This is a genomic window from Bacteroidota bacterium (assembly GCA_018698135.1).
Taxonomy (GTDB): Bacteria; Bacteroidota; Bacteroidia; order CAILMK01; family JAAYUY01; genus JABINZ01.
Genome location: JABINZ010000084.1, coordinates 31,470 through 49,871, shown reverse-complemented (window position 1 = coordinate 49,871; position 18,402 = coordinate 31,470). Strand labels below are relative to the sequence as shown.

Genomic DNA, 18,402 nt, shown 5'->3' with positions numbered 1-18,402 from the left:
TTCTATGGAAAAGACAATTGGATAACAAAATAGTGGGCGATATTCACCAGGTAGATTTCTATAAAAACAAAAAACTACAGTATTTATTTACAACTGAAACTCACCTTCAACTGATTGATAGATTGGGTCGAAATACAGCTAATTATCCTATTCGCTTAAGCGCAAAAGCAAGTTCTGGAATAAGTTTATATCAAAAAAGTAAAACAGATACACGTATTTTTGTAGGAACAGAAAAGAATCATATTTTTGGTTTCAACCTCAGAGGAGAACCAATGTCTGGCTGGAGCCCACAGGAAATTAGCGGAAATTTGAATTTCCCTATTCGCTATTTTGTACGCTCAAATAAAACCCAGTTTTTTGGTGTGTCCGATAAGGGCAATTTTTATCGATGGGATTTAAAAGGAAATAAAATAAATAAGAAAATTTACCTGCAAACAAAATTCAGCAATCCTTTGCAAATGCGATTTGGTGTCGACAATGACGACTCCTATCTTATATCAATTGACACTTCAGGAAACACTTTTTTTATCAGCATGACTGATGCAGTTGAGGTGCAACGATTCGGCAATTTTAGTCAAGAGGTGTTTTTTGATTATGTCGATTTGAATGCAGACAAAGAAAAAGATTTAATTTTTGTTGATCAAAGTTCATTTCTTGTATTCTCTAAAGAAGGAGAAATTCTATATTCACTTTCCTTGGAAGCTCCTGCTACATTCCATCCCAAACTGTTAAAAATTGAAGACCACTATCAACTTGCCTACGTAAATAAGGGAATGAATAAGTTATATATGTCGGATCTCAATGGTGTTCCAGAGCGAAATTTTCCGGTAGAATGCAATACGCCCTTCACATTTTTCGATATGAATGGAGATGGTAAACTGGAGCTGATAGCTGGAAAAGACAACAAAATTTATCTATCACGCTTTTAATGTAAAACATGAATATTTCTGATTTAAAAAAAAGCATAGAAGCAAGCTGGGAAAACAGAAGCTTATTGAATAATGAAAAAAGCAAAGAAGATATTCTCTCAGTTATCGAACTATTGGATAAAGGTAAACTGCGTGTGGCAGAACCCAATGCAGACGGTTGGATCGTAAATGAGTGGATCAAAAAAGCTGTTATTCTCTACTTCCCAATTTCAAAAATGTCATCTTCACATGCCGGCCCAATGGAATTCCATGATAAAATTCCATTAAAATCGAATTATGCTGAATTAGGAATACGGGTGGTGCCTCATGCTGTTGCTCGATATGGTGCCTATATTTCAGCAGGTGTAATACTTATGCCATCTTATGTGAATATTGGTGCTTTTGTTGACGAAGGTAGCATGATAGATACCTGGGCCACTGTTGGTTCTTGTGCTCAAATAGGAAAGAATGTTCATCTCAGTGGAGGTGTTGGAATTGGTGGTGTTTTGGAACCTGTTCAAGCAGCTCCGGTTATTATTGAAGATGGCTGCTTTATTGGTTCGCGAAGCATAGTTGTAGAAGGAGTTCATATTGAAAAAGAAGCAGTGCTTGGAGCCAATGTTGTTATTACAAAATCGACAAAAATTATTGATGTAAGTGGAGATAAACCTATTGAGTTGAAAGGTAGAATTCCTGCCAGATCAGTAGTTATCCCAGGCTCTTATCCCAAAAAATTTCCTGCAGGAGAATATCAGGTGCAATGTGCTTTGATCATCGGCAAACGAAAAGCCTCAACTGATTTAAAAACTTCTTTGAATGATGCATTGAGGGAGTTTGGGGTGGCTGTATAAATTGCTTTTAAAACTCACAGGAACTTTTAGCATACCAATCCTAGCTCAAGTTTGCAAATTCTGCCTTTGTTGGTATTATCACCAACAAAATGATAATCTAGAAAACCGTTGGTGATAACACCAACTGAGGCGTAAAAGGCTAAACCTGTGTGGTCTGAAAGTATAAAAACCAATCCTAGCTAAAGTTTGCAAATGGGCGAATAATGAATAAACCAAAATTGCAGATAAATAAAAGGTTTAAGTTGCAAACTTAAACCAGAGTTGAGTGAGAACTTTTAGCATGGGAAACCTATTGACCGCGGTTGTCGACAAAGTTTTAATCTCAATCCTTTTGCCCTTGTTGGTGTTATCACCAACAAAATGACAATCCAGAAAACCGTTGGTGATAACACCAACTGAGGCGTATACACTAATTTAGTTTGCTTTTCAGGTATTTGGCTGTATATGAATCTTTATTTCCAATCAATTTTTCAGGAGGTCCTTGATAAACCAAATAGCCACCTTCTTCTCCACCTTCCTTGCCTAGATCAATGAGATAGTCGGCATTCTTAATAATTTCCAGATTGTGCTCTATTATTAATATAGTATGACCAATGTCTAAAAGAGCATTGAAAGAATTCAGCAATTTATTGATGTCGTGCCAGTGCAATCCAGTAGTTGGTTCATCGAAAATAAACAATGAAGGATCAGCTTTTTTCAATCCTTTAGCCAGAAAACTGGCCAGTTTTAATCGTTGTGCCTCACCACCACTTAATGTGGAAGTGGGTTGCCCAAGTTGAAGATAATCCAATCCAACCTGCACTAAAGGTTCGAGCCCACTGATAATGGCTTTTTGATCAGCAAAAAACTCCATTCCCTCACTGATAGTCATATTAAGTATATCGCTGATATTTTTACCATTATACATGACATCTAAAATATCGTCCTTATAGCGTTTGCCTTTACACTCTTCACAAATCAGGTTCATATCAGCCACAAATTGCATTTCAACAACTATTTTCCCATCACCCTTACACTCCTCGCATCTTCCACCATCTACATTGAAAGAAAAATAAGCAGGTGTGTAGCCGTTTATTTTTGAAAGTTGCTGCGAAGACATCAACTCCCTGATATGATCAAAAATCTTTAAATAAGTGATTGCATTAGATCTACGCGATCTGTCAATACTATCCTGAGATACAAATTCAATATTTCTTATTTTATCAAAGCGTCCACTAATTTCTTTACAATTAACAGCATCGGGTTTTAATGATTCTCCAATATTCTTTAGGCTTTCAAACAAAACCTCCTTGACCAATGTTGTTTTTCCTGAACCAGAAACTCCGGTCACCACACTTATGGCTTGCAAAGGGATTTTTACATCAATATTTTTTAGATTGTATTGAGATGCGCCTGTTATTTCTATAAAATGTTCAAAGTCTGTGATTTTCTTTCTTATTGGAATTTTCAATTCCCCATTTAGGTATTGAGCTGTTATACCGCTACCTTCCTTTTTTATTTTTTCATGATTTCCCTGAAAAATAATATTACCACCAAACCTTCCAGCATGTGGCCCTAAATCAATTATTTCGTCAGCAGCCCGAATAATATCTTCATCATGCTCAACCACAACAACTGTATTTCCCAAATCTCTCAGGCCAATTAATACTTGAATTAACTGGGCTGTATCTTTAGGATGCAAACCAATACTTGGCTCATCTAAAATGTATAAACTTCCCGTTAAATTACTACCTAAAGAATAAATCAATTGTATTCGTTGTGTTTCTCCTCCACTCAAAGAGCGAGATGTGCGATTCAGCGACAAATAACCTAAACCCACATTGACCATCATGTTCAAACGCAAATTAATCTCACGTAGTAATCGCTCAGCAATAGGATTTTTAAGATTTTCCTTGGAAAACTGATCAAAGAATTCCTTTAAATCGCTAACGGGTAATTGCAACAATTCTCCGATGTGTTTCCCTCCAATTTTTACATAGGTAGCTTCTTTTCGGAGGCGCGTACCTTTACAGGATTTACAACGTGTTCTTCCTTTAAAACGTGATAAGAAAATTCGGTAATGAACTTTGTAGGTATTGCTTTCGAGGTAGTTGAAAAAATCATAAATACCTTCCGTTTCATCAAACCCATCCCATAAAAGGTCTTTTTCCTTTTCGGTTAACTCCTGATAAGGTTTAAATATTGGAAAATTCACTTTATCTGCAGAGCGAATAAAGTCTTTTTTCCATTTACTCATTTTCTCACCTTCCCAACAAATAACTGCTCCATCATATAATGAAAGCTGCTTGTTCAGAATTACTTTGTTCTCATCAATGCCAAGTATTTCGCCAAATCCTCCACATTCATCACAAGCACCGTAAGGGCTATTATATGAAAAAAGATCAGGAGTTGGTTCTTCGAATATGATTCCATCTGCTTCAAACTGATTGGAGAAACTGTATTTTTCACTTCCATTCAGTTGCACCAAACATCGTCCGTGCCCTTCGTGCAAAGCCGTTTGAACTGAATCAGAAACTCGTAAATTAATATCCTTGTCGCTAATATCTAAAATCAAACGATCAATTAAAATAAAAGCATTTGATTCTAATGCATCTAATAAATCTGGCTTGATTGTTTTTTCCTCCAAGCTGGATAATATATCTTCAATATCATAATCTTCACTGGAAATTACTATTCTTGAGAATCCTTTTTGAAGAAGAATACCAAGCTCTTCCGGCCAAAGTCTATCTTCTTTTAATTTCAATTCCGCTAAAATACGTATTTGAGAATCCTTTTTCTGCTTAACCAGAAAATCAACAATGTCATCAACACGTTGCCGTTTTACCTCTTTTCCAGAAACAGGAGAATAGGTTTTCCCCAAACGGGCATAAAGCAATTTGAGATAGTGAAACATCTCAGTTACAGTACCTACAGTCGATCGAGAATTCGATGTAGATCTTTTTTGTTCAATGGCAATAGCTGGGGGCAATCCCTTAATATAGTCTATTAAAGGTTTTCTTATTTTTCCCAAAAACTGACGAATGTAGGCCGACAAACTTTCGACATACCTTCTTCGACCCTCTTCGTATAATGTTTCAAATGCTAAAGATGATTTTCCGGAACCAGATACTCCTGTAACAACAACCAATTTTCCGTGGGGTATTGCCAAATCAATATTCTTGAGATTATTTTGATGACCATTCTTAAGTAATAAATAGGATTTATGACTTAAACCTTCTAAATCTCTGGTATTCTTATATGTTTCAACTATTTTTTGCGGCATAATTTCGAACAGCAAATTTAACAAAGCTTCAGCAAACCAACAGTATATGCTTTGCGCGAATTAATTACTTTTTAAATGAATTAATCACTTCCTGCAACACCCTAACTTTTTCAGAACTAAACATTTAGAGCCTGTTAATATGTTCACAAAACATAATATAAAACTAAAAAGAAAACTGCAGGGGAAAAGCAGTGAAACACTTGTTTAGTGGAGCTAAACAAATTTATTGACAAAAGTCTTGGTTTCCGTTAATTAATGTTGTATATTGGTAGTCTAAATTAGTATTTAATAACCTCTAAATTTCACCATTCGAACAACCTCTACACTAAGTAACACATAGTTTTTTCACACCTAAAACTGTAGAGGTATGCGTAAAGCCATTATTAGTGACGAAATGCTCATTCAAAACTATTTGAATGGAGATGAGAATTGTTTAAGACAAATTATTAATCGTCACCAGAGCAAATTATTTTCCTACATTTTATTTCTTATCAAGGATCGTGCATTGGCGGAAGATGTTTTTCAAGACACCTTTGTTAAAGTGATTAATACCCTGAAAAGCGGGAAATACAAAGAAGAAGGCAAGTTTTACCAATGGGTTGTGCGCATTGCCAGAAACTTGGTTATTGATCATTTTAGGAAGGTCAAGAAAATGCCACTGATTACTGATAGCAGTGGAAACGATTTGATGGCATCTTTAAAAATTGTTCAGTATAATCGTGAAGATGAGATCATTCATGACGAAACAATAAGCGTTTTGAAAAAGCTTATTCAAAGTCTGCCAAAAGAACAAAAGGAAGTTTTGATTTTACGACATTATGCTGATTTGAGTTTCAAGGAAATATCCGATTTAACCAATGTAAGCATCAATACTTCATTGGGAAGAATGCGTTACGCATTGCTGAATCTGAGGAAAATGTTGGTTAAACACAATATCAATATATAGTTTTCTGTACTGCCGATATGTTAGGGTAGGCCAGTTATCTTCCACTCATCAACGCTTATTATTTTCATACATAGGTTCAAACTGTCATTTTGCAATTTGCAATCATTAAGTGATTTCTTCTATCTTCGTATTAGCCAAAGGGTTTAATTATGAAGTATATTCCAGAATCAGAGCTTATTCTTAATGATGACAGAAGTGTTTATCATTTAAATCTCAAGCCTGAAGATATTGCTGATACCATTATTTTAGTTGGAGATAAAGACAGGGTTCCGCTTATTAGCCGGTTTTTTGATCGTATAGAAATCAAAAAAAATAAGCGTGAGTTCTACACACATACAGGTTTTTACAAAGGCAAAAGAATAAGCGTAGTTTCTACAGGAATTGGACCCGATAACATTGACATTGTACTGAACGAATTAGATGCTCTTGTTAATGTAGATTTGGAAAATCGGACACTTAAAGAAAAACTAACATCACTGAATTTTATTCGAATTGGCACTTGCGGAACATTGCATGCCGAAATTCCAGTTAACTCATTTATAGTATCTGATTATGGTTTAGGATTTGATAATTTGCTGAAGTTTTACCAAGGAAAATATACGACTGATGAAAAACGTATTTATGATAAATTGAAGGCACATTTACATCAGCATGAAAGCAAAATCTCTTTTTACCTATATGCATGCTCTAAGGAACTTCAAAAACGTTTTGAGAACGACTTTTACCATGGCATAACCATTACAGCTCCTGGGTTTTTCGGCCCGCAGGGACGAAGCGTGCGTGCCCCATTAGCCTATCCTGGCTTAAACGATTGTTTGGCAAAATTCCATTATGAGGATCAAAAAATTCTGAATTTTGAAATGGAAACCTCAGCTATTTATGGTTTGTCGAAACTATTGGGGCATCATGCCATTACAGTTGACTTGGTTTTGGCAAATCGAGCAACAGGTGTTGCTTCCATAAATTATTCTGATAGGATGGAAGAGTTGGCTGTTAAAGTGTTAGATATTGCTATTACACTTTAGTCTATTCTTTTAAACTATTTCACCTGAGTTCTATACAATAAATCTGAGATAGTTTAGTTTTAGCATTGCTAAATAAACTTGTCATGAATAAACTTATAGCTCTTTTTATTTTTCCATTGCTAACATTTATATTACTCTCTTGTGAACGTGAAGTTTATATTAGTAGATATACTAGCAATCAATCTTTTGATACAATTATTATCCAGCAGGGTCGTGCTTCAATACAAATTCCAAGTTTTAATACACTTTTGCACACTGAGGCACTACACTTAAACAGGTTTGTTTCAGAGGCTAAAGATTTTGATACAAATACTTACAATTTTGCTGCAATACAACCTTGGGAATGCTACAGTATTTATAGCAAAAGCGGGCGTTTGCTTATTAAAAAACTAAGTGATAGTGAGAATTGGGATATTGAGATGATTTCTGAAACAATATATAAATCCACTTTTATAATAACTGAAGCTGATTTACAATAAAAAAGCTAATATATTAACACCTTGTGATAGAAATTTTCTCCAGCAAAAGATCCCTTAATTATATAAATACCAGGGCGAAACTCAATTAAATTATAGGGCACTGAATTTTTGCCAATTCCACTTATTTTTTCTTCTTTCAGCAAAGCTCCCGAAACATCATAAACATTAAATAATAAATCAGATGAACCTCGGCTGTAATGTGTTTCGAATACAATTTGTCGTTGTGCCGGAGAACTTCTAATATCAACCCTTGAGTTCGAATTTAGCGAGTCATATTCGTTGATACAACCTGCATTCACCAAATTATCATAGCTTACCAATTCGGATCGATGCGTTTGAATAATTAAGCGCATTCTATCATTTTGTCCTGCTGTAAAAAGCTTCATACAAGCATCATAGGAATAATCCATAAAATCTTCAATCAATCGTGTATTATTGCATTGATTTGGGTGCGGACAGGAGTTTGTAGGATGTGAAAAAAAAGTGGATGAACAGTTTGGGGTATCAAAAATCCCATCATCATCTTTACAATCACCTTCCCCATTTTCATCGCCTCCCCACACATGCATCAGATCGAAATAATGTCCGACTTCGTGTGTACAGGTTCTACCCAGATTATTAAATCCTGTGCCTGTTCTCCCAAAATATTTATAGGTAATAACAATGCCATCACCATTAAAATCAGGCCCACCTGACTGAGTAGGACGATATGCATAGCCTAGCAATTTTGGATCTTTATCAATTGATTTTACAATCCAAAAATTTAGATATTTATGCGGATCCCAATAACTTAAATCTTTGGTCGACATTTCATCTTTAGAGTCTAAATCGGCATAACTTGACTGCAGCCGAACAATGCCTGAAGTTTTTAGGCCATTTGGATCTTTTGATGCAAGACAAAATCTAATTTTTGCATCCTCACCTCTTACATCAATATTGTGAGAACCATAATGTCCAAAATCTTCATTTAATACAGCAATCTGGCTTTTGATCATTTCATCAGAAATATTCTCTATACCACCATCATGAATAACATGAACCACACAGGGAATAATATAATAATCATCTTCGGCTAAGGAAGTACTATTTCTATAAATAGGGTTTCGTCCTTGAACAAAGCGACTTAAGTTGATTTTCGTCATCTCGTGAGTGAAACAACCTTTTTTTGAAAAACTATCGAATGGAATTTCTTGAGCAAATCCAGTCAAAAACAAGAACAAACTCAGAATCGACAAACGATATTTTAACATAAACTTATGCATGCAATAACTTGAAGTAGGCTAAATAAGCCATGAAACCTATAGCAGTTATCAATGCTTTTTCATCTGGATTAAAAGTGGCCGAATGAAGAGGAGATGTGTTCTTCATGTCTTTATTGAATACGCCTAATCGATAGAAAACTGCTGGTTTTTCTTTTGCAAAATAGGCAAAATCTTCGGCTGTCATTCGGAGGTCTAAATCTTCGACCTGCTCAACTCCCAAATAATCATAAGCTGCTTTTTTTACCTCTTCATATAAAAGCTCATTATTGAATAATGAAGGATAGCCATTTCGAATTTCAACTTCAACCGTAGCGCCCTGGGCTTCTGCAGTCTCAGTGGCAATACGTCTGATATGATCGTGTGCTTGCTTCCTCCATTTTTCATCAAAAGTTCTGAAAGTTCCATCTAGTTTCACTTCCTCAGGAATTACATTGTTTGCACCATCACCAATAAAACGCCCAATTGATATAACGGTAGGAATATTCGAAGGAGCCAAACTTTCACTTACTTGCTGAAGATTCAATACTAACTGAGAAGCAATTTTTATTGGATCGATAAGTTTCCAAGGCATGGCAGCATGCCCACCTTTCCCCTTAATTGTTATATAAATTTCATCGCTGGAAGCCATAAAAGGCCCTGCTTTTAGTCCGATTTTGCCACTTTCAAGCTCTGGCAAAACATGTTGTCCGAATATGAAATCTACATCAGGATTGCTCAACACCCCTGCCTCTATCATGGCTTTTGCACCACCAGGTATTTTTTCTTCTGCAGGTTGAAAAATGAGCTTCACACTTCCGTTCAACTCATCCTTTATTTGCATTAATATTTTTGCAGCACCTAATAAACTGGCCATATGCATATCGTGACCACAAGCATGCATAACACCGATATTGGTTGAGCAAAAATCAAAATCATTTTTTTCTTGAATAGGAAGAGCATCCATGTCAGCGCGTAATGCTATAATGTTCGACCTATTTTTACCTTCTATAAATCCAAGCAAACCATTTCCTGCAACCTTTTCAAATGGAATATTTAATTTCTTAAGTTCATTGGCAATGAAAGCATGGGTATTTACTTCATCAAAAGAAAGCTCCGGATTTGCATGTAAATATCTCCGCTGTTGAACAACTGCAGGAAAAAATGCATTTGCAAGTTGATTAATCTTTGATTTCATCTAAAGGATATTCTAATAATTCAGGCAGGTCAATTTTATCTACTACAATTAAAACTGCCTTAAACTTTTCATTCTCTCTTAATGATTCATAAAGCTTAATTGCTTCTGCTTTTGATCGAAAATTCCCAACTCTAACTTTAAAATAGGGTTGGATATAGCTTAAATAAGCTCTCTCCTCTCGATACTCAACCATAAAAGCAGCCTTAACCTGATTGGCAATCGTTCGTTTCGAACCGGAATAAATCTGAATGCGATAGCCATTGATTTGAGGCAAATCTTCATTTTCAACATAAATTCTTTGAACCAGTGTATCCAGCCTCACATCACGAAAAATAGCAACTTCACCTTTTTTAATGCCTTGAAAAGAATCAGTTTGGGCAGAGACAAATTGGGCTGCCAAAATAAATAACATTAGTAAAAGGGAACGGTTTATCATTTTCTTATTTTTAAGATTTAATGATTTGAATACCTGCAGATGTTCCTAATCGATCAGCACCAGCCTTTATTAATGCCTCAGCAAATTTTCTATCCCGAATTCCGCCTGAAGCCTTTAGCTTTATTTTAGCAGGCAAATTCTCTCTCATTAATTGAATATCTTCTACCGTGGCACCACCGTTGTACCCAGTGGATGTTTTAACATAATCAACTTCCACCTCAGCACATATTTCGCAAGCTTTAACAATTTCTTCTTTACTAAGGTATCCAGTTTCAATAATCACTTTCAATGGTTTTGCTTTAAGGCGACAAAATGTTGCGACACTCTCAATGCCATCTTTAACATGACTAAAATCACCACTTTTAAAAGCAGCTACATTCATAACCATATCAATTTCATCGGCTCCTTCTTCAATTGCCTTGCGGCTTTCCTCCACTTTTGCGGCTATCAAATTATAACCCAAGGGAAAACCAACAACAGTAATCACTTTAGGTTTCTTTTCAAGAAGCGCTGCACTAGCCGCTTTTACATAATAAGGTGGAACACAAACACCAGCAAAATCATTTTCAATTGCTTCTTCACAAAGTTTTTCAATATCTGCTTTTGTTGCATCAGCTTTAAGCAACGTATGCTCAATATATTGTGATATAGGTTTCTCTTCTTTATTCTCCATGGCAACTTTTGTATTTTTTCCCACTCCCACATGGGCATGGATCATTTCGACCCACTTTCTTTTCCACTCTAACCGGTACTTTCCTTTCTTCTGCATTGGTAGCTCCAACAGGTGGCTTAGTACCTTCAAAATCCTGAGGTCTCGATTCCTTTAAATTGCTTAATCCTGCTCCTCGTTTTGCTGTTCCTTCTGATACATCGTCAGGATCTTGTGTTAATATATCTCCTTTGAAAATCATTGGAAGAACTTCGCGACTAACTTTTCCCAAAACAGTTTCAAAGAGTTTAAAAGACTCCAGTTTGTAAATTAAGATTGGATCTTTCTGCTCATAAGTCACATTTTGAACACTTTGCTTCAGATCATCCAGTTCACGTAAATGTTCTTTCCAAAAATCATCAATAAGTGATAAGGTTGTCATTTTTTCAAATGACTTTAAAATTTCTTTTCCCTTCGACTTATAGGCTTTTTCCAGATCTACTAATACATCAACAGCTTTCTTTCCATCAGAAAAAGGAACCACAATATATTTAAGCACCTTGCCTCTGTCTTCATAAACTCTTTTTATAACAGGAAATGCTTTTTCTGCAATTGCATTAACCTTCCTGTTGTAAGCTTCCTTCAAATTTACAAATAGTTTGTCAGCTAATATATGCTGCTTCTCTTCTTTAAATTCATCTGCAGTAATTTGACTTTGAGTCGCAAAATAGCGAACAACATCTAAGCTGAATGAGTCAAAATCACCTTCATTTCTGTTCACATCAATAACGTCATCGCAAAAGTCCCTCAACATATTGTTAATGTCAACTTCCAGTCTGTCGCCATAAAGTGCATTTCTTCTACGTGTATAAATAACTTCACGTTGGCTGTTCATTACATCATCATACTCCAATAAACGTTTACGAATACCAAAGTTATTTTCTTCGACTTTCTTTTGAGCGCGTTCGATACTTTTCGATATCATGGAATGTTGAATGACATCACCATCTTTCAAGCCCAGTCGGTCCATGTATTTAGCAATTCGTTCCGAACCAAATAAACGCATTAAATTATCTTCCAAACTCACATAAAACTGTGATGAACCTGGATCCCCTTGTCGACCCGCACGACCTCGTAACTGCCGATCCGTTCTTCGTGAATCATGCCTTTCGGTTCCAATAATGGCTAAACCACCTGATGCAACAACTCCTTCGCGAAGTTTAATGTCAGTTCCCCTTCCTGCCATATTGGTCGCAATGGTTACAGCTCCTGCCTGTCCTGCTTCAGCAACAATATCAGCTTCACGTTGGTGCTGCTTGGCATTCAACACATTGTGTTTAATTTTTTTTCTGGTCAGAATTTTACTTAATAATTCTGAAATTTCTACGGAAGTTGTTCCCACTAAAATCGGCCTTCCAGCATTCACTAATTGCTCTATTTCGTCAACAACAGCATTGTATTTTTCGCGAACAGTTTTATATATCAAATCATCTTTATCATCACGAACAATCGGTCTGTTTGTTGGAATAACTACCACATCCAATTTATATATTTGCCAGAATTCACCTGCTTCGGTTTCAGCAGTACCTGTCATGCCACAAAGTTTGTGATACATCCTGAAATAATTCTGCAAGGTGATGGTTGCATAGGTTTGAGTCAGTTTCTCAATCTTAACATTTTCTTTAGCTTCTATAGCCTGATGCAATCCATCAGAATATCTCCTTCCTTCAAGAACACGTCCTGTTTGTTCATCAACAATCTTAATTCTATTCTCGCCAATAATATATTCTACATCCTTTTCAAAAAGTGTATACGCTTTTAGTAGTTGATTGATAACATGAATTCGTTCTGACTTAAGCGAAAATTCTTTTAAAAGCGTGTCCTTCTGGGATATCTTTTCATTATCGGGTAATTCAGAATCATCAATAGCCGAAATTTCAGCTCCTACATCTGGCAAAACAAAAAATGTAGGATCCTCGCCTTGAGAAGTAATTGTTTCAATTCCCATATCGGTAAGCTCAATGGAATTATTTTTCTCATCAATTACAAAATACAGTTCCTTGTCTATTTCAGGCATATGCTTTGATTGCTCTTGCATAAAATAATTTTCAACTTTCTGCATATAACTCCTAATCCCAGATTCACTTAAAAATTTGATAGTTGCTTTGTTTTTAGGTAGACCTCGAAACGCTCGCAACAGCATCATAGCTGGTTCGCTTGTTTCTTTATGATCCAAAGATTTAGATAGTGCAGATTTGGCAATATTCAAAGCTTTGTTTACATATTCCTTTTGGTACTTTAGCAGTTTTTCAACTCTTGGCTTTAGCTCTAAAAATGTTTCCTGATCTTTTTCAGTGTTTGAAGTAGGTCCTGAAATAATTAAGGGAGTACGAGCATCATCAACCAAAACAGAGTCAACCTCATCAACCATGGCATAATGGTGTTTGCGCTGAACTAAATCTTCTGGATTTCTGGCCATGTTATCTCTCAAATAATCAAAACCAAACTCGTTATTTGTTCCATAGGTAATATCAGCCAAATAAGCATTTCTTCTCTCTGACGAATTGGGTTTGTGATATTCTATGCAATCAACACGAATACCTAAAAATTCATATAAAGGCCCATTCCATTCACAGTCACGTCTGGCTAAATAATCATTCACCGTAACTATATGAACTCCCCGTCCTGAAAGTGCATTTAAGTATGCTGCTAAAGTAGATACCAGCGTTTTTCCTTCACCAGTTGCCATTTCAGCAATTTTACCTTCGTGAAGAACAACTCCTCCAATCAGCTGAACATCATAATGAACCATTTCCCATTTGATTAATCCACCTGCAGCATCCCACTCATTAGCATAAGTCGCCTGATCACCTTGTATCTTTACATAATCTTTAGAAACAGCTAATTCCTTATCCCTATCATTGGCTGTAACAACCAATTGTTTATTTTCTGTAAGCCTCTTGGAAACTTGCTTCATTGTGGCAAATGCCTCAGGAAGTACTTGCTTTAGTACTTTTTCAAGTTCCTCATTTCTTTCTTTTTCAAGCTTATCTATATTACGATACAATTCTTCCTTATCCTCTGGTTGCATATCCAGATCCGTATCAATTGAGTTCTTAATTGTACTAATTTTATCATCAATTGAATTCAGATGCTCTTGAATTTGATTTCTGAATTTCGTAGTATTCTCTCTTATCTCATCATCCGAATAGGAGTGGAATTTCTCATATGCCTCATTAATTTTAATTACTAAAGGCGTTGCTGACTTTACATCCCTGTCAGACTTGTTTCCAAACACTGAGGTTAGAACCTTGGCTAGAGTATTCGACATTGTAATTTTTTGATTCGCTGTATTTTAATAAAAACCATCATTTATAATGAAGCAAAATTAAACATTCTGTATTAACCTGAGCTCGATCATTAACAAGAATGCTGAATTGACAACAACTATACCATTAAAGCTGTTGTCATAGAAGCAAAATAGATAGGAATGACCTAAATTGCACCTGTTTTTGCATAAACAGATTCGTGAGAAAACTTATAAAATTATCATTTAGACATTACACAGGTCCATTTATAATTACCTTTTTTATAGCCCTGTTTGTTCTCGTAATGCAGTTTCTATGGAAATATGTTGACGAATTGGCAGGGAAAGGTCTGGAATGGTATATCATTGCAGAATTGCTTTTTTATGCTTCAGCTCACTTGGTTCCATTAGCTCTTCCTCTTGCTGTTTTACTCTCCTCCATCATGACCTTTGGCGGATTGGCAGAAAACAACGAGCTCATGGCATATAAATCCTCAGGCGTTTCACTGGTTCGCGTTATTTCGCCTCTTTTCTTCAGCATGCTTTTTATTGGGGCAGGTGCTTTTCTTTTTTCAAATTATACACTTCCTAATGCTAATTTAAAATTTGGCACCTTGCTGTATGATGTACAAGAAAAAAAACCCTCCTTTGACTTAAAAGATGGTCTTTTTTATAATGGAATAGATCAATACAATATTCGTGTTGGTCAAAAGGATAAAAATGGTGAAGATATTTATGATGTACTGATTTATGACCATACTACCGGATCGGAAAATTTAATTGTAATTCGAGCAGAGAAGGGAAAAATGAAACATAATGAGGAGGAAAATTTACTGAGTTTAACGCTATACAATGGACATCGTTATGAAGAAATCCGAACTTTAAAAAACTCACACCAAACATTACCTCATAGTCAGCTGGGTTTTGAAGAATATCAAATTGTTTTTGATCTATCATCTTTCAAATTCGACCGTTCGGATGTGCAATTGTTTAAAGGCAATTTTAAAATGCTCAATATGGGCGAATTAACGAATAAGCAAGATTCTGTAAGAATAGAGATGGAAGAGTTGAAGCCTAAAACCCGCGAATACCTAAGGCCATACCTTTATTTTCTGAAAGACAGCTCATTTATGGGAATTTCCGATGATAGCTTGATTATGAATATGGATAGTATGCTTGTTCAGTTTCAACTTAAAGATAAAGAATTGATTTATAGAAGAGCACTTGCAAATTCGAGAACTGCCAAGCATTTGGTGGGATCTCCTGCAAGTACCCTCAACGTTTTAAATGTTGCCATGGTTGGTTATCAAATTGAATGGCATAGAAAGATTATTCTATCAATTGTTATACTACTCTTGTTTCTAATTGGTGCTCCCATGGGGGCTATTATTCGAAAAGGGGGATTGGGCATGCCTACAGTAGTTTCCATTTTTCTTTTCATTTCTTTTCATGTTATTTCAATGACTGGTGAAAAGCTTTCCAAGCAATTAATTGTAGACCCTTGGTTTGGAATGTGGTTGCCTGTTTTTGTGCTTACACCTGTTGCTATTTTCCTAACCTTCAAGGCAAATTCAGATTCCGTTTTATTTAGCAATGAAAAATATGAACGTTTCATGGAATGGATTGCAAACAAATTAAAAATAAACAGTGACCAAATCTAAATTCCTTTAATTTTGCAAATTACAGATCGAATAATCTTTTACAAGTAATAAAATGAATATCCTTCAACTCTGCTTTCGAATGCCTTACCCATTGAAAGATGGCGGAGCTATTGCCATGTATAATTTGAGCAAAGGGCTTGCTGATACTGGCGTAAATTTGACATTACTTGTGCCGATCACAAATAAACATGATATAGATCTGAATAATTTACCAGAATCAATTCAAAAATTGGGTGAGTTTCATAGCCAGCGAATTAATAGTGATATTACGCTGATTGGTGCTTTTTTTAATTTTTTTACCAATAAGCCCTATTACCTTACTCGCTATTCCGATACAGCTTTTAAGTTCAAACTAAAAAACTTACTGAAAAGGAATTCCTATGATATAATTATCATTGAAAGTTTGAAGGTTAGTATGTACTTACCACTAATCAAACAATGCAGCAATGCTTTGGTTGTATTAAGATCGCATAATGTAGAGCACCTCATATGGCAACGGCTAGCCAGACAAACCAGCGGATTAAAAAAACTTTTCCTCAATGTGATGGTAAAGAGGTTGAAGAAATTTGAGATAGGTACACTTAATTCTTTTGATGCCATTGCACCAATTACGGATATGGATGGTGATTTTTTCAGAGACAATGGATGTAAAATCCCATTAATCACCACGCCTTCAGGAATCGATTTTGAACTTTTTAAAGCCGATCCTCAAAAAACAAAACCACAAACATTTTTTCATTTAGGAGCCCTCGATTGGCTCCCAAATCAGGAAGCTCTGGAATGGTTTTTAATGGATATATGGCCATTGATATATGCTGAATTTCCCACATTAACGTTTCAGGTTGCGGGTCGAAACATGCCCAAATCTTTTCTGGATAGCAAACACCCCGGAGTTAAAATCATTGGTGAAGTAGACGATGCTCATGCCTTTATCAAGGAAAATGAAGTTATGATAGTTCCGCTTATTTCGGGAAGTGGCATGCGTATAAAAGTAATTGAAGGAATGGCATTGGGTAAATGTATAATCTCAACTCAGGTTGGAGCCGAAGGAATTGCCTATGAGGATGGGAAAAATATACTGATTGCCGATAGTCCACAAGCTTTTCTTGAAAAAACAAGGTTGCTTCAAGCTGACAAATCACTGGCAGCAAAAATTGGAGCAGAAGCAATTAAATTGGTCCAAACTAAATACAATAACAAAGAGATAATCGAGAATTTTCTGTCAAAACTGCAACAAATTAAACCCATTAATAAGAAGCACAGCTAATTATGATTTGGGAAATTATTTTCATATTAAGCATTTTCTGTATTTTACAGTCCTACCTGTTTTACCCATGGATAATTGCATTTTTGGCTCGTAATAAAAAACAAAATGATCTTGTTTTTCAACCGAATGATATGGAATTACCTAGCGTTTCCATTTTATTGGCAGCTTACAATGAGGAATTAGTTATTGAAGAAAAAATTCGTAAAACATTTGAAAGCAATTACCCTATCGACAAAATTGAATTCCTGATAGGTTCAGATGCATCTACCGATAAAACCAATGAAATTATTAAAAGCTTTGAAGCAAACTATTCGAATTTAAAACTGTTTAAGTTCCCGGGACGAACAGGAAAATCATCTATCATAAACGAATTGGTTAAAAATGCAAGTAACGAAATTTTCATTTTAACAGATGCCAATGTGATTTTTGAAGAAGATACCATTTACCAATTAGTGAAGCATTATAAAAACAATGAGATATCGTTGGTTGGTGGTAATATTATTAATTCACGCTTCAGAAAAGACGGTATTTCCTTTCAGGAAGAAAAATATATCAGCCGCGAAAATTTGATTAAATATCAGGAAGGAATTCTGTGGGGTTCAATGATTGGCGCTTTTGGTGGTTGTTATTCCATTCGCCCGCAATATTATGCAGCTGTTCCTGCTCGTTTTTTCATGGATGATTTTTACATTACCATGAATGTAATCGAAAATAAAGGTGTTTGCATTAACGAGCTTCATGCCATTTGTTATGAAGATATCTCAAACAAAATCAAAGAAGAGTTTAGGCGGAAAGTGCGTATTTCAATTGGTAATTTTCAGAATCTTTTTCGTTATTGGAAGCTAATATGGCCCCTTTATTCTGGTGTTTCCTTTAGTTTTGTTTCTCACAAAATATTACGCTGGCTAGGCCCATTTTTTTTGCTACTTCTTTTAACCTCCAATGTCATGCTTTTTCAGAAAGGACTATTTTTTCAGATCAGCCTTTTTGGACAAATTATATTACTAATTATTCCATTAATGGATACTTTCTTGCGCAGTATTAATCTTCACTTAAATTTGTTGCGTTTTATAAGCCATTTCTATTTGATGAATTTGGCTTTATTGATTGGTTTTTTTAAGTTTATTAAAGGGGTTAAGTCGAATATATGGCAACCCACTCAAAGATATCAGTAA

14 protein-coding genes are annotated in these 18,402 nt (G+C 35.5%); 8 read left to right on the top strand and 6 right to left on the bottom strand.

Features of this window, described 5'->3' with window-relative positions:
• On the top strand, positions 1–929 hold a 929-nt coding region (locus HOG71_05330), incomplete at its 5' end, for a hypothetical protein (GenBank protein ID MBT5990256.1).
• An 8-nt stretch (positions 930–937) separates the two neighbouring features.
• Positions 938–1,759 carry a 2,3,4,5-tetrahydropyridine-2,6-dicarboxylate N-succinyltransferase gene (locus tag HOG71_05325; GenBank protein ID MBT5990255.1) on the top strand — a complete coding sequence of 274 codons (822 nt, stop codon included), beginning with the start codon at positions 938–940 and terminating at the stop codon, positions 1,757–1,759.
• Positions 1,760–2,168: 409 nt separating this feature from the next.
• On the opposite strand, the gene uvrA is transcribed toward HOG71_05325, so the two are convergent.
• Positions 2,169–5,021, bottom strand: a complete 2,853-nt coding sequence (gene uvrA, locus HOG71_05320) for an excinuclease ABC subunit UvrA (protein MBT5990254.1) — start codon at positions 5,019–5,021, stop codon at positions 2,169–2,171.
• 367 nt (positions 5,022–5,388) lie between these two features.
• Here uvrA and HOG71_05315 point away from each other — a divergent pair, with 367 nt between their 5' ends.
• The 3 genes from HOG71_05315 (at position 5,389) to HOG71_05305 (ending at position 7,471) form a co-directional block, all read left to right on the top strand.
• Positions 5,389–5,967, top strand: a complete 579-nt coding sequence (locus HOG71_05315) for a sigma-70 family RNA polymerase sigma factor (GenBank protein MBT5990253.1) — start codon at positions 5,389–5,391, stop codon at positions 5,965–5,967.
• Between the two features lie 149 nt (positions 5,968–6,116).
• A complete protein-coding gene (locus tag HOG71_05310; GenBank protein ID MBT5990252.1) occupies positions 6,117–6,992 on the top strand; it encodes a nucleoside phosphorylase in 876 nt (291 codons plus the stop codon).
• An 83-nt stretch (positions 6,993–7,075) separates the two neighbouring features.
• Complete coding sequence (locus tag HOG71_05305; GenBank protein MBT5990251.1) at positions 7,076–7,471, top strand: hypothetical protein; 396 nt, start codon at positions 7,076–7,078, stop codon at positions 7,469–7,471.
• Between the two features lie 5 nt (positions 7,472–7,476).
• Here HOG71_05305 and HOG71_05300 read toward each other — a convergent pair whose 3' ends face one another.
• From HOG71_05300 to secA, 5 genes are read right to left on the bottom strand one after another with little or no spacing between them, the layout of a single operon-like run.
• Entirely contained in the window at positions 7,477–8,733 is a 1,257-nt protein-coding gene (locus tag HOG71_05300) for a hypothetical protein (protein MBT5990250.1), read from the bottom strand.
• Positions 8,726–9,907, bottom strand: coding sequence for an amidohydrolase (locus HOG71_05295; protein ID MBT5990249.1), 1,182 nt, complete (start codon positions 9,905–9,907; stop codon positions 8,726–8,728). The genes HOG71_05300 and HOG71_05295 overlap by 8 nt, the downstream gene beginning before the upstream one ends.
• The gene (locus tag HOG71_05290) at positions 9,891–10,343 is read right to left on the bottom strand and encodes an SPOR domain-containing protein (GenBank protein ID MBT5990248.1); all 453 of its coding nucleotides are present in this window, start codon (positions 10,341–10,343) and stop codon (positions 9,891–9,893) included. The genes HOG71_05295 and HOG71_05290 overlap by 17 nt, the downstream gene beginning before the upstream one ends.
• A gap of 10 nt (positions 10,344–10,353) precedes the next feature.
• Positions 10,354–11,016 (bottom strand): deoxyribose-phosphate aldolase, encoded by a 663-nt coding sequence (deoC, locus tag HOG71_05285; protein MBT5990247.1) that lies wholly within the window; start codon positions 11,014–11,016, stop codon positions 10,354–10,356.
• Positions 11,006–14,323 (bottom strand): preprotein translocase subunit SecA, encoded by a 3,318-nt coding sequence (gene secA / locus HOG71_05280; protein ID MBT5990246.1) that lies wholly within the window; start codon positions 14,321–14,323, stop codon positions 11,006–11,008. Before secA ends, deoC begins: the two co-directional genes overlap by 11 nt.
• 197 nt (positions 14,324–14,520) lie before the next feature.
• Between secA and HOG71_05275 the strand changes: the two genes are divergently transcribed.
• From HOG71_05275 to HOG71_05265, 3 genes are all read left to right on the top strand, one after another.
• The gene (locus HOG71_05275; protein ID MBT5990245.1) at positions 14,521–15,960 is read left to right on the top strand and encodes a YjgP/YjgQ family permease; all 1,440 of its coding nucleotides are present in this window, start codon (positions 14,521–14,523) and stop codon (positions 15,958–15,960) included.
• A gap of 79 nt (positions 15,961–16,039) precedes the next feature.
• Positions 16,040–17,227 carry a glycosyltransferase gene (locus tag HOG71_05270; GenBank protein MBT5990244.1) on the top strand — a complete coding sequence of 396 codons (1,188 nt, stop codon included), beginning with the start codon at positions 16,040–16,042 and terminating at the stop codon, positions 17,225–17,227.
• Positions 17,228–17,229: 2 nt separating this feature from the next.
• Positions 17,230–18,402, top strand: a complete 1,173-nt coding sequence (locus HOG71_05265) for a glycosyltransferase (GenBank protein ID MBT5990243.1) — start codon at positions 17,230–17,232, stop codon at positions 18,400–18,402.